Annotated in this window: 13 protein-coding genes; 9 read left to right on the forward strand and 4 right to left on the reverse strand. The window is 71.7% G+C overall.

Features of this window, described 5'->3' with window-relative positions; genetic code table 11:
- Positions 1-12: 12 nt before the first annotated feature.
- Together ABE488_RS14370 and ABE488_RS14375 are read right to left on the reverse strand one after the other, a co-directional pair.
- Positions 13-1,290, reverse strand: coding sequence for a HAMP domain-containing sensor histidine kinase (locus ABE488_RS14370; protein WP_346445133.1), 1,278 nt, complete (start codon positions 1,288-1,290; stop codon positions 13-15).
- On the reverse strand, positions 1,287-1,979 hold the full coding sequence (locus ABE488_RS14375; RefSeq protein WP_346449061.1) for a response regulator transcription factor: 693 nt from the start codon (positions 1,977-1,979) through the stop codon (positions 1,287-1,289). The genes ABE488_RS14370 and ABE488_RS14375 overlap by 4 nt, the downstream gene beginning before the upstream one ends.
- Positions 1,980-2,136: 157 nt before the next feature.
- On the opposite strand from ABE488_RS14375, the gene ABE488_RS14380 reads away from it, so the two are divergent.
- The 9 genes from ABE488_RS14380 (at position 2,137) to ABE488_RS14420 (ending at position 12,239) form a co-directional block, all read left to right on the forward strand.
- Positions 2,137-4,095 carry an LTA synthase family protein gene (locus ABE488_RS14380; protein WP_346445135.1) on the forward strand — a complete coding sequence of 653 codons (1,959 nt, stop codon included), beginning with the start codon at positions 2,137-2,139 and terminating at the stop codon, positions 4,093-4,095.
- A gap of 105 nt (positions 4,096-4,200) precedes the next feature.
- Complete coding sequence (locus tag ABE488_RS14385; protein WP_346445136.1) at positions 4,201-4,743, forward strand: gamma carbonic anhydrase family protein; 543 nt, start codon at positions 4,201-4,203, stop codon at positions 4,741-4,743.
- A 19-nt stretch (positions 4,744-4,762) separates the two neighbouring features.
- On the forward strand, positions 4,763-5,512 hold the full coding sequence (locus tag ABE488_RS14390; protein ID WP_346449062.1) for an RDD family protein: 750 nt from the start codon (positions 4,763-4,765) through the stop codon (positions 5,510-5,512).
- Positions 5,509-6,510: a stage II sporulation protein M gene (locus ABE488_RS14395; protein ID WP_346449063.1), complete on the forward strand. Its 1,002-nt coding sequence runs from the start codon at positions 5,509-5,511 to the stop codon at positions 6,508-6,510. Before ABE488_RS14390 ends, ABE488_RS14395 begins: the two co-directional genes overlap by 4 nt.
- Positions 6,500-8,080 carry a DUF4129 domain-containing protein gene (locus ABE488_RS14400; RefSeq protein WP_346449064.1) on the forward strand — a complete coding sequence of 527 codons (1,581 nt, stop codon included), beginning with the start codon at positions 6,500-6,502 and terminating at the stop codon, positions 8,078-8,080. The genes ABE488_RS14395 and ABE488_RS14400 overlap by 11 nt, the downstream gene beginning before the upstream one ends.
- A complete protein-coding gene (locus tag ABE488_RS14405) occupies positions 8,080-9,219 on the forward strand; it encodes a DUF4350 domain-containing protein (protein ID WP_346449065.1) in 1,140 nt (379 codons plus the stop codon). The genes ABE488_RS14400 and ABE488_RS14405 overlap by 1 nt, the downstream gene beginning before the upstream one ends.
- On the forward strand, positions 9,216-10,208 hold the full coding sequence (locus tag ABE488_RS14410) for a MoxR family ATPase (RefSeq protein WP_346445141.1): 993 nt from the start codon (positions 9,216-9,218) through the stop codon (positions 10,206-10,208). Before ABE488_RS14405 ends, ABE488_RS14410 begins: the two co-directional genes overlap by 4 nt.
- A gap of 31 nt (positions 10,209-10,239) precedes the next feature.
- A complete protein-coding gene (locus tag ABE488_RS14415) occupies positions 10,240-11,541 on the forward strand; it encodes a DUF58 domain-containing protein (protein WP_346445142.1) in 1,302 nt (433 codons plus the stop codon).
- A 113-nt stretch (positions 11,542-11,654) separates the two neighbouring features.
- Positions 11,655-12,239: a hypothetical protein gene (locus ABE488_RS14420; protein ID WP_346445143.1), complete on the forward strand. Its 585-nt coding sequence runs from the start codon at positions 11,655-11,657 to the stop codon at positions 12,237-12,239.
- Positions 12,240-12,264: 25 nt separating this feature from the next.
- On the opposite strand, the gene ABE488_RS14425 is transcribed toward ABE488_RS14420, so the two are convergent.
- Together ABE488_RS14425 and ABE488_RS14430 are read right to left on the reverse strand one after the other, a co-directional pair.
- Positions 12,265-12,507: a DUF3297 family protein gene (locus tag ABE488_RS14425; RefSeq protein ID WP_241944342.1), complete on the reverse strand. Its 243-nt coding sequence runs from the start codon at positions 12,505-12,507 to the stop codon at positions 12,265-12,267.
- A gap of 75 nt (positions 12,508-12,582) precedes the next feature.
- Positions 12,583-12,867, reverse strand: a complete 285-nt coding sequence (locus tag ABE488_RS14430; RefSeq protein WP_346445144.1) for a DUF4031 domain-containing protein — start codon at positions 12,865-12,867, stop codon at positions 12,583-12,585.
- Positions 12,868-12,879: the final 12 nt, after the last annotated feature.

Here is a 12,879-nt window from a genome sequence, read left to right on the forward strand (position 1 = left end):
TGCGAATGCCGCTCAACGCGCGCTGTCGGACGCGTGCATGCGCAGCGTTGCGGTGGTGCCGCCGCCCGGCGCCGAGTCGATCTCCAGCGCCCAGCCCAGGTGTTCGCAGACGCGGGCGATCAGTTCCAGGCCGATGCCGTCGCCCACGGGGGCCGCGCTGCGCGCCATGCGCGAGTAGATCGTGCTGATCTGCTCGGGCGACATGCCGTGGCCCGGGTCGCGGATGACGACGGTCGCATCGGCATGCAGGACGATTTCGATGCGGCCGTCGTCGCTGTGTTCGATCGCGTTGCGCAGCAGGTTGCCTACCGTCGCGCGAACCACGCCGGGCGGGGCGAGGATCGTGCACGGTTGCGGCACGTGCACGACGATCTCCAGGGCCTTGTCGCGGGTGAGGTGGCGGTGGTCGTCGACGATCGCCGGCAGCAAGGCCGACAGCTCGATCGGTTGCCCGGCCTGCAGCAGGCGCGCCGGATCCTTCGCCAAGGCCAGCAGCAGTGCGATCAGGCGGTCCATGTCGTGGGCCGTGTGCCGGATGCGCCGCAGTTGGTGCGCAGTCGTGGCGGGCACGTCGGGGACATCGAGTGCCAGTTCGGCGGCCCCCGACATCACCGCCACCGGCGTGCGCAACTCGTGGCTGGCGGTACGGATGAACGCCCGCTCGCGCTCGACGAAGCGCTCGTTGCGCTGCAGGTAGTCGTTGAGCGCGGCGGCGATGACCTCCAGTTCCGAGCTGGCCTGCGGCCCGGGCACGACACGTTGTCCGGCGCGGTCGGGCGACAGTTCGGCGATGTCGCGCGCCAGCGTCGTCAGCGGGCGCAGAGCGCGTCCCAGTCCGACGGCCGTCACTGCGCCCATCACCAGCACCATGAGCACCGATGAGCCGAGGATCAACAACGTCAGCCGGTCCTCTTCGCGTTCCATCTCGGTGATGTCCAGCGTCAGCACATGGCGCACGCCATCGACATGCTCCACCAGTGCCAGCATCTCGGCGCCGTCCGCGAACTTGATCTCGTGGATCCCATCGGGCAGCCCACGTGTTTCCGGCAGCGCGTCGGCCTCGTCCACGTACAGCCGCAGGCTGTCGGAGTCGCTCCACCGATAGTCCGGGTCGCTGCTGCGTCGCTTCAGGTGCTGGGTGAACTCGGTGCGCAGCATCGAATCCCAGAGCAGGCTCTCGGCGTACTCGTTGACCAGCAGGCCGTGCAGCGACACGGCGGCGGCCAGCAGCAGCGCATAGGCCGCCAGCCAGTAGAGGATGCGGGTGCGCAGGCTGCGGGTCCGGCTCATCCGGGCACGCACGCATCCGTCGGTGCGACGAGCCGGTAGCCGTAGCGCGGGAGCGTGCGGATCAGCTTGACCGCGAATGGGCCGTCGACGCTGCGGCGCAGGTCGTAGACGTGCGAACGGAGCATGTCGCCATCGGGCGGTGCGTCCCCCCACAGCGCGTGCTCCAGGAGCCGGCGCTCGACCGCCGCGGGGCTGGCCTGCATCAGCATCTCCAGCAGTTTGCGCCCGGCCGGGTACAGGTGCAGGACCTGGCCGGCACGTGTGGCCTCCAGGGTGTCCAAGTCCAGGCGCAGGTCGTGGATCTGCAGCGCACGCGGACTGCGCCGGCCGCCTGCGCGCGCGAGCACGGCATCGAGCCGGACCTCGAGCTCGGGCAGCGCGAAGGGCTTGGTCAGGTAGTCGTCGGCGCCAGCGCGAAAGCCGACGAGCTTGTCGTGCAGGTCGTCGCGCGCGGTGAGCATGATCACCGGCGTGTCGATCGCATGCTCGCGCAGCCGCTGCAGCAGCGTGCAGCCATCCAGTCGCGGCAGCATCCAGTCCAGGATGATCGCGTCGTAGCGCTGGGTCACCGCCAGATGCAGACCGACGATGCCGTCCGGCGCGGCGTCCATCTCATGGCCACGCGGCTCGAAATACTCGAACAGGTTGCCGACGAGGTTGCGGTTGTCCTCGACCACGAGCAGTCGCATCGGTTCTTCCCACGGCAGCGAGTCCTGCATTCGCGTCCGATGATACGGCCGGCGGCCGCCGGGTTACGACAGATTTCCGACATCTTTCCCATGCGCTTCCGACAAGCGGGTGGCGATCCTAGATCGACCGCCTCTCCCTTTGGCGGATGGAGTCGTTATGACAAGGCTGCGCGGGACGCTGACCCGGCTCCGCCCCGTGCTGGGGATCTGCGCGCTCGGCATGCTGGTGTTGAGCGTATCGCGCCTCGGCCTGGCGGGCTGGCACCACGCCAGGGTCTCCGATGTCGACGGTTGGGGGCCCGTGCTGCTGCAGGGCGTGCGCGTGGACATCGCCAGCATCTGCCTGCTGTTCGGCCCGCTCGCCGCGCTGCTGGTGCTGCTGCCCGCGCGCGTCCTTGCCTGGCGCGCGCTGCGCTGGGCGGCGATCGCTTGGCTGGCCGCAGGGGCCACGCTGCTGGCCGGTCTGGAGTTGGCGACACCGGGCTTCATGCAGGAGTACGGGCTGCGTCCCAACCGATTGTTCGTCGAGTACCTGGTGTATCCGCGCGAAGTATTGTCGATGCTGGTCGGCGGCCGCCTGATGGAATCCATCGGGGTGCTGGTGCTGACCGGCCTGGCGGCCTGGGGCAGTACCCGCCTCGCGCGCCGTTGGTGGCTGCGGGACGAAGTGCCGTCGGCCGGTCTGCCGGCACGTGCGCTGCTGGCGCTGCTGGTGCTCGTGCTCGCGGCTTTGGGGGTGCGCTCGACGCTGGGCCATCGGCCGATGAATCCGTCGATGCTGGCCTTCAGCAGCGATCCCACGGTCAACACATTGCCTCTGAACTCGTTCTACTCGCTGGGCGACGCCGTGCGCGGGTGGCTGCGCCACGAGGACAGCGCACAGGCGCTGTATGGCGACCTGCCCGATGCGGAGGTGCTCGCAGCCGTGCGCCGCGGCACCGGCCTGCCGGCGGACGCGTTCACCGATCCGGCGATTCCCACGCTCGCCGCGCGCACGCCCAGCTGGCAGGGCCGCCCGAAGAACCTCGTCATCGTGCTCGAGGAGAGCCTCGGCGCGCAGTTCATCGGCAGCCTGGGCGGGCGTCCTCTGTCGCCCCACTACGACCGGCTCAGCGGGCAGGGCTGGGCCTTCACCCGACTCTACGCCACCGGTACCCGCTCAGTGCGCGGCATCGAGGCGGTTGTCGCCGGGTTCCCGCCAACCCCGGCGCAGGCCGTGGTCAAGCGTCAACGCAGCCAGCATGGCTTCTTCACCCTGGCCGATGTGCTGCGCCGGCACGGCTACGACACCACGTTCTACTACGGCGGCGAGAGCCACTTCGACAACATGCGCGGGTTCTTCCTGGGCAATGGCTTCGGTCGGGTGATCGAGCAGCGCGACTACCGCGCGCCGACCTTCGTCGGCGCCTGGGGCGTCTCCGACGAAGACCTGTTCGCGCGCGCCGACAGCGAGTTCGCCCGTCTGCATGCCCAGGGCTCGCCATTCTTCGGCTTGGTGTTCACCTCGAGCAATCACGACCCCTTCGAGTTTCCGGAAGGACGCATCACGCCGTACTCCCAACCGGTGCACTCCCGCGACAACGCGGCCAAGTATGCCGACCATGCACTGGGCGGCTTCTTCGCGCGGGCAATGGCGAGCGACTACTGGCAGGACACGGTGTTCCTGGTGGTGGCCGACCACGACTCGCGCGTATTCGGGCGCGACCTGGTGCCGATCGACAACTTCCACATCCCCGGCCTGATCCTGGGCCAAGGCATCGCGCCGCGCCGCGACGACCGCATCGCCAGCCAGATCGACCTGGGGCCGACGCTGCTGTCGCTGATCGGGATCGGCGATGCCACACCGATGACCGGCCGCGACCTTTCCGATCCCGACATGACCCTGCCTGGACGGGCGCTGATGCAGTACGACCGCAACTTCGCCTGGCTGCAGGGCGAGGATGTGGTCGTGTTCCAGCCGGACAAGCCGCCGAGCCAGTACCACTACAAGCCCGGTGCGGGCGTGCTGCGTCCGGCCGCGCTGTCGCCGACGCTGGCCCGCGAGGCGAAAGCGCAGGCGCTATGGGGCTCGCTCGCCTACGATCGCGGCTGGTACCGGCTGCCGCCGGCGCGCTGAGCCCTCGCGCGCGCGGCCCCGGGATCGGGTCGCGATGAGCGTATCGCCGCGTCGGGGCTCTGGCGCGATGGGGCAAAGCCGCGGCCGGGCAGGCATACTCGCGCGATGAACCTGCGCCCTTATCGCACCATCGCGCCGCAGCTCGGCGCCCGCGTCTATGTCGACCCGGCCGCCACCGTGATCGGCGACGTGCACCTGGGCGACGACGTCTCGGTCTGGCCCGGCACGGTGATCCGCGGCGACGTCAACCATGTGCGCATCGGCGCGCGTACCAGCGTGCAGGACGGCACGGTGATCCACGTCAGCCACGCCGGCCCGCATGCCAAGCTCGGCGGCTTTGCGACGATCGTCGGCAGCGACGTCACCGTCGGCCACAAGGCGATCCTGCATGCCTGCACGATCGGCGATGCGGTCCTGGTGGGCATGGGGGCGATCGTGCTCGACGGCGTCGTCGTCGGCCGCCACGCGATGATCGGCGCCGGCGCGGTGGTGCCGCCGGGGCGGGAGATCGGCGAGGGCGAGCTGTGGGTCGGCAACCCGGCGCGCTGCGTGCGGCGGCTGACCGAGGCGCAGATCGAAGGGCTGCGCTACAGCGCGGCGCACTACGTCCGCCTCAAGGACGAGTATCTGGCCGCGATGGCGGCCTGAGCGGGACGACGTACGCGGCATGGCCGGCACGGAGCAGGGGCGCACGGAGGCAGCGGCAGCAGCGCGCGCGCAGGCGCCCGTGGCCCTGCTCGACACCGTGCGCGAGGTGCACACCCCCGAAGGGGTGGCGCTGCAACTGCCGGCCGCCGGCCCGGTGCCGCGTGCAGTCGCCTGGCTGATCGATCTGGGCATCCGCGGCGTCCTGCTGCTGGCCGCCGCGATCGTGCTCGGGCTGCTGGGCCGGGTCGGCTCGGGCGTCTACATGGTCACGCTGTTCGTGATCTTCTGGGGCTACCCGGTGCTGTTCGAGGCCCTCGCCGGCGGCCGGACGCCTGGCAAGCGCGCGTTGTCGCTGCGCGTGGTCTCGGCCGACGGCGCGCCGATCGGCTGGATGGCCAGCTTCGTACGCAACCTGATGCGCACCGTCGACATGCTGCCGATGGGCTACGGCGCCGGGCTGGTGGCCTGTCTGGCCGATCCCTGGAGCCGACGGCTGGGCGACATGGTGGCCGGCACGCTGGTGATCCATGCGCCGCGCGAGCGCACCCTGCCGACTGCGCTGGAACTGCAGCCGCAGGCCCCGGCCGTGCCGCTGCAGGCGCACGAGCAGATCGCGGTGATCGCGTTCGCCGAGCGCGCGCGCACGCTCACGCCCGGGCGCCAGCAGGAGTTGGCCGACGTGGTCGCGCCGGTGACCGGTGCGCGCGGCGAGGTGGGCGTGCTGCGCCTGCTGGGCATCGCGAATTGGCTGCTGGGGCGCCGCGCATGAGGCAGGACAGCTTCGTGGCCCGGCATGCGGCCGAGTGGGACGCCTTCGAGCGCTGGCTCGATGCCCGCGCGGCCAGCCCCTGGCGCGCGCGTCGCCACCGCAGCGGCTGGGACGGCCTGAGCGATGAGGAGATCCCCTCGCGCTACCGCCGGCTGTGCCAGCAACAGGCGCTCGCGCGCCGGCGCGGCTACAGCCCGCAGCTCACCGCCCGGCTCCAGGCGCTGATGCAGCGCGGCCATGCGGTGATGTACCGACCGCCGCCGCCGCCGTGGCGGCGCGCGCTGCTGTTCCTGCTGGCCGAGTTCCCGCGCCTGGTGCGCGCCCAGCGTGGCTGCCTGTGGGCGTCGTTGGCGCTGTTCGCCTTGCCGATGGGGCTGCTGTTCGGGCTGGTGCTGCAGTGGCCGGAGCTGGCCTATACGGTGCTTTCGCCCGGGCAACTGGCGCAGATGGAATCGATGTACGACCCGGCGGGGGCGGACATGGCCTTCCAGCGCTCGGGGCAGACCGACGTGCAGATGTTCGGTTACTACATCTGGAACAACGTCAGCATCGGGTTCCGCACCTTCGCCAGCGGGCTGCTGGCGGGCGTGGGCACGATCTTCGTGCTGCTGTTCAACGGCGTGTTCTTCGGCGTCGTGGCCGGCCACTTGCAGGCGATCGGGCATGGCGGCCCGTTCTGGCGCTTCGTGGTCGGCCATTCGGCGCCCGAGCTCACCGCGATCGTGATCGCCGGTGCCGGTGGCCTGCGGCTTGGCCTGGCGCTCGTCGCGCCTGGACAGCTGCGGCGCGTCGACGCGCTGGTGCAGGCCGGGCGCGATGGCGGGAAGCTGTGCATCGGCATCCTGGTGATGCTGGTGTTCGCCGCGTTCGTCGAGGCGTTCTGGTCGTCGACCGGGACGATTCCCGACCCGGTGCGGTTCGGGGTCGGTGGCGGGCTGTGGCTGCTGGGGCTGCTGTGGCTGTGGCGCGGTGGGCGCGGGGGCGTGGATGCACGTTGAGTCCGTCCAGGTCGAGTTGCGGCCTCGCACCGCCTGGGAAGCGATGGAACTGGGCAATGCGCTGGTGCGGCGGCACGCGGCCGCGATCTGGGGGCCGTGGCTGGCGTGCGCGCTGCCGCTGTTTCTCGCGGTCAATGCCGCGGCCTGGGCCCTCGATCGGCTGTGGCTGGCGGCGCTGGCGCTGTGGTGGCTGGCGCCGCTGCTCGACCGGATCCCGTTGTTCGTGCTCTCGCGCGCGGTGTTCGGCGCCGCGCCGCGGATGCAGCAGACGCTCGCCGCGCAGCTGCGCTGGGGCTGGCGCCCGATGCTCGGCGTCCTGACCTGGCGTCGGTTCAGTCCGTGGCGGGCGGTGGCGCTGCCGGTCGCCTTGCTCGAAGGCCTAACCGGGCCGGCGCTGGCGCAGCGCCGGCGGCTGTTGGTCGACGGCGTCGGCGGGCATGCGCTGTTGCTGGCCCTCGTCGGACTGATGTTCGTCGGCGTGCTGGTGTTGTCGCTGGTCTCGCTGGTGCTGCTGTTCGTGCCGGCCGAGCTGCTGTCGGAGTCGGCGCGCGCGATGTGGGCGCTGATCACCCAGCACCCCCCGCGCTGGGCGCAGGTGCTGGGCAACCTGGCGCTGTGGCTGGCGATCGGTCTGGTTGCGCCATTCCAGGTGGGCGCCGGGTTCGGGCTGTACCTCAACCGGCGTACGCAGCTCGAGGCCTGGGACCTGGAGATCGCGTTCCGGCGGCTGCGCGCGCGAATCGTGCCGGCGGCCTCGACCTTCGCGGTCGCGCTGTTGGCGGGCCTGCTGCTGGCCGCCGGGCCGTCGCAGGCGCAACAGGCTCCGGCCGACGACCCGCTGGCGCCGACCAAGACCTGGACGCCCGAGGACCGGGACCGCAAAACGGACGCGGCGGCGGTCTCGTTGCAGGACGTGTTCGACGACCAGCTCGCGCCGGAGGGGGACTTCGGCGAAGCGGTCGAGCGCGCCTATGCCGATCCGTTGCTCGACCACCGGCGGATCGAGCGTCGCTGGAAGCCCAAGGCGCGCGACGAGGCGGCGCGCGACCGCAGTGCGCTCGACCCCGGCGCATTCGCGGCGATTGCGCAGGCGATCGCGCTGATCGCCGAGTACGGGCTGTGGATCGTGTTCGGCCTGATCGTGCTGGCCTTGGCACTGACCGCACGCCGCTGGTGGCCGTGGATGCGCGACGGGCTCGCGGCGCCGGACGAGGCCAGCGAGATCGTCGTCGATGCGGCGCCGCCGCTGCCCGAAGCCTTGCCCGACGATCTGGTGACGACCGCACGGACGTTGTGGCGCGCGGGCCAGCGGCGGCGCGCGCTCGCGCTGCTCTACCGGGGCAGCGTCGAGGCGATGGCCGAACGGGCCGGCGTGACCCTGGTGCCGGGCGCGACCGAGGCGCAGTGCCTGCGGGCGTCGCGCCGGCTGCCCGACGTCGGCGACCGTGATGCGTTCGCCGGCATGGTGCGGGTCTGGCAGCGCGCCGCGTACGGCGGGCGGCTGCCCGACGACGCCGGCTTCGAGGCGCTGGTCGCGCAGTTGGCGCCGCGCTTCGGGTGGGCGTGCTGATGGGCTGGCCGGCGCGCATCGGTCTGGGGTTGCTGGCGGCGCTCGCGCTGGCGCTGGGCGTGGCGTGGTTTCTGCACACTCACGAGCGCGTGGACGAGGAGCGGACGCTGCCGCCGCGCGGTGAGGCGGCCTACAACCCGCTGTACGCGTTGCGCCAGGCGCTGCACGAGGCCGGGGTGCCGGCGCAGTCGCGCCAGCGCCTGCGCCTGGACACGATCGCGCTGGGGCCGCGTGACACGCTGCTGGTCTACGGCGATCCGGGGGCGATGACCCCGGCGGAGGTCGAGACCGTGATCGGCTGGGTCGACGGTGGCGGTCACCTGGTGGTGCGCACGCCGCCACCGCGGCTGCGCGACGGCGCGACCCGGCCGCGGACCTTGCTCGGCGCGTTGGGCGTACGGCTGATCGACGGCCCCGGGGTCTGCGAGCACCTGCGGATCGAAGGCCAGCCGCCACATACCGAGTTCTGCGGGGGGCGCCGCTTCGAGCTCGACGCGGCCGAGCCGTGGCTGGCCTGGGGCGACGCGGACGGCCATCTCGCCTACGCCCGCTTCGCCGTCGGCGAGGGGTGGGTGGATGTGCTTGCCGACATGGATTTTCTCGCCAATGGCGCGTTGCGCGAGGGCCCGCACTGGATGCTCGCGCGCCAGGTGCTGGCGCCGAACTGGGGCGAAGGGGCCGTGCACCTGGTCTACGCGGCCAGCGTGCCGCCGCTGTGGTACCTGCTGCTGACGCGTGGCTGGATGGCCTGGGGCCCGCTGTTGCTGGCGCTGGCGGCCTGGCTGTGGATGCGCACCCAGCGGCTGGGGCCCTTGCGGCCATCGCCGCCTGCGGCGCGTCGTGCGCTGCTCGAGCACGTGCGCGCCAGCGGCGAGCACCTGGTGCGCTACGGCCGTGCGCCGCTGCTCTACGAGGCGGTTCGCGAGGCGTTCCTGGCGCGCCTGCGACGACGCGATCCGCTCGCTGCCTCGCTCGAGGGCGAGGCCCGCGACGAGGCGATCGCCGCGCGTACCGGCCTGTCCCCGCGCGAGGTCCGCCAGGCCCTGCTCGCGCCCCGTCCCGACGATGCCAAGGCGCTGCGCCAGCGCATCGCCCGCCTGATCCAGATGCGATCGAACCTCACGAGACCCCGACCATGAGCGAACTGCCCGTGTCCCCGCCCGCGCCGATCACCGGCGATGCCCTCGCCGAACGCGCCGCTGCCGTCCGCGACGAGGTCGCCAAGGCCTTCATCGGCCAGCCGGAGGTGCTCGACCAGATCCTGGTCGCCCTGCTCGCCGGCGGCCACGTGCTGCTCGAAGGTGTGCCCGGCCTGGGCAAAACCTTGCTCGTGCGTGCATTGGCCGCCGCGCTGGGCTGCAACTTCGCGCGCGTGCAGTTCACCCCCGACCTGATGCCCAGCGATGTCAGCGGCCATGCGGTCTGGGACACCAAGAGCGAGACCTTCGTGGTGCGCCGCGGCCCGATCTTCACCAACCTGCTGTTGGCCGACGAGATCAACCGTGCGCCGGCCAAGACCCAGTCCGCGCTGCTGGAGGCGATGCAGGAGCAGCAGGTCACGATCGAGGGCCACAGTTTCGAGCTGCCGCCGCCGTTCATGACCCTCGCTACGCAGAACCCGGTGGAGCAGGAGGGCACTTATCCGCTGCCCGAGGCACAGCTCGACCGGTTCCTGCTCAAGGTGCTGATCGACTACCCCGAGCACGAGGACGAGGTCGCGATGGTGACCGCGATCAGCGGCGGCAAGGTCGCCGCCGATTTCGACCTTTCGCAACTGGCGACGGTACTGGCACCAGGCGAAATCGTCGCGCTGCAGCAGGGCACGGCGGCGACCGTCGTCGATGCCGCGGTCGTCGATTACGCGGTGCGCATCGCCGGCGCGACCCGACGCTGGCCGGGCATCGCGCTGGGCGCCGGTCCCCGCGGCAGCCTGGCGCTGATCCGCGCCGGGCGCGCGCAGGCGGTATTGGCCGGGCGCGATTTCGTCACGCCCGACGACATCCGCGAGATCGCCACGCCCGCGCTGCGCCACCGCATCGCGCTTGCGCCGGAGCTGCAGATCGAAGGCCAGGATGCCGACCAGGTCCTGCAGGCGGTGCTGGCCAAGGTCGACGCGCCGCGCCGATGACGTCCGGCGTTCGCCCACGCGGAGTGCGGCCATGAGGCCGACGCCGGTCCTGATCGGGCTGCTGGTGGTCTGGGGGCTGGCCGGGGTGGCGGCCTCGCTCTGGCCGCCGGCGGTGCTGCCGTGGCAGGCGATCGGTGCGCTGGCGTTGGCGCTGTCGATCGGCGACCTGGCGATGCTGGCGCGCCGGCCCACGCCCGATGTCGTGCGCACGGTGCCCGAGGCCTGGCCGATCGGCGTCGCCCGCCCGGCGGTGCTGGAGATCGAGGGCGGCGCGCGCGCGCAGCACCTGGACGTGCACGACCTGCATCCGCCGGACTGGGAGGCGACAGGCCTGCCACGGCGGCTGCGGCTCGCGCCGGGCACGGTCGCCCGGGTCGAATACCGGCTGCGTCCGACCCGGCGCGGCGAGGCCGCATTCGACGGTGTACAGCTGCGCCTGCGCTCGCCGCTGGCGCTGTGGCGGCAGCGGCGCAGCGCCGGCGCGCGGCAACGCGTGCGGGTGTTCCCGAATTTCGCACCGCTGACCCGGCTCGCGCTGCTCAGCGCCGACCAGGCCTCACGGCTGGTCGGCGCCCACATCAAGCGGCGGCGCGGCGAGGGCACCGATTTCCACCAGATGCGCGAGTACCGCGTCGGCGACAGCCTGCGCCAGATCGACTGGAAGGCCAGTTCGCGCGCGCGCAAGCTGATCTCGCGCGAGTACCAGGACGAGAAGAACCAGCAGTTGATCGTCGTGCTCGACACCGGGCGGCGGATGCTCGCCCAGGATGGGGCGCTGTCGCACTTCGACCATGCCCTCGATGCGGCGCTCGTGGTGTCCTATCTCGCGTTGCGCCAGGGCGATGCAGTCGGATTGCTGGCGACCGGCGGCGATGCGCGCTGGATGGCGCCGCAGCGCGGCATGGGCGCGGTCGATACGCTGCTGCGCGTGAGCTACGACCTGCAACCGCAGGCGGTGGCGACCGACTACCTCGCCGCGGCGACCGAACTGTCGCTGCGCCAGCGCCGGCGCGGCCTGCTGATGCTGGTGACCAACCTGCGCGACGAGGACATCGAGGACGTGCTGGCTGCAGTGCGCATGCTGCAGAAGCGGCATTTGGTCGTCGTCGCCTCGCTGCGCGAGCGCGCGCTCGACGAGGTACTCGATGCGCAGGTGCGCGATCACGACGACGCCGTGCGCGCTGGTGCCACCGCGCGCTATCTGGCCCAGCGCAAGGCCGCGCACGATGCGCTGCGCAACCACCGCGTGACCGTGCTCGACGTCACCGGCGAGCAGCTGCCGTCCGCGCTCGTCGAACGGTATCTGGCGATCAAGCGCGACGGCATGTTGTGAGGCGGGCGCCAGTTCACGCGCTGCGCATGCGATCGCGCTACGCTGCCCGCGCGCGCCAGGACGCCGCGCAGGGGGAGGGTCCGGCCGCGATGCCCGCCATCGGAGGAATCGCCATGCTGACCGTTTGTCCCCAAATCCCATCCGCGGCCGCTCGCCGCCCGCGTGCGCTGCGTCTTGTCGCGGCCACTGCGCTGCTCGCCCTGCTGTCGGCTTGTGCGGCCACGGTGCAGCGGCCGGCCGGCGTGCCAGAGGAACCGGTCGTGTTCGGGGGCGACGTGCGCCAGGTCGTGCTGGTGGTCGAGGGCAGCGATACCGCGCGCGCGTCGGACGACTGGTCGCGGTTCCGCGCGCTGTGGGACGAGGCGATCCGCAACGCGACGTCGGCCGCCGGGATGCAGGGCAGCGTGCGCGACAGCCAGCCGGCCACGCTCGATCCGCCTGGGGTCGTGGTGGTACTGCGTGTGGACAGCTACCGCTATGTGTCGACCGGCGCCCGCATCGGCCTGGGCGTGATGACCGGCAACGCGCACATCAAGGCCAGCGCGCAGTTCGTCAAGCAACCCGGGGGCCGGGTCGTTGCCACGCGCAGCTACGACACGACGTCGAGCGCCTGGCAGGGTGTCTTCGCGCCGATGACCCCCAAGCAGGTGCAGGCGATCGCCGACCGCATCGTGGCCGAGGTCCGCGCCGGCAGTTGATCCGCCGGTGCGGTGCCCAGTCGGGTCAGGCGTCGAGGTGGAAGTAGGGCTCGACCGTGCCCTTGAGCTTGACCGTCAGCGGCTGGCCGCGGCGGTCAAGCGCACGGCCGGCGGCGACCCGGATCCAGCCTTCGCTGACGCAGTATTCCTCGACGTCGCGGCGCTCGTTGCCGTTGAACCGGATGCCGATACCGCGGTTCATCGCGTCCGCATCGTAGTGCGGGCTGCGCGGGTCGTTGGACAGGCGGTCGGGCGGTGTATCGGTCATGGCGGTCGAAAATCGCGATCGGAAAGGGCCAAAGGATACCGCCGGCGAACGCCGGCTTCATCTGCGGTGCCGCGCTCAGGGCGCCAGGCCGCGTCCCTGGCGCCGCGCGTTGTCGATGACCGCGCGCACCAATGCGCGGTCGTGGTGACGGGAGATCGGCGTTGCCCCCAACGCGATCGCGCGATCGCGCAACGCGGCGGTGACGTCGTAATGGGCGCCGCTGGTGCGGTTCTGGAACGCGCGGCGCGGGATGCCGAGCTGCGCGGCGAAGGCGTGCAGCTCGTCGAGTGTGTCCGCCAGCAGGTGCGCCCAGCGTTCGCCGCGCCACAGGTGCACCGCATCGTCGACGTAGACGGTCATGGCAGGCCTGCA

It is taken from the genome of Luteimonas sp. TWI662, assembly GCF_039673825.1.
Classification (GTDB): Bacteria; Pseudomonadota; Gammaproteobacteria; order Xanthomonadales; family Xanthomonadaceae; genus Luteimonas.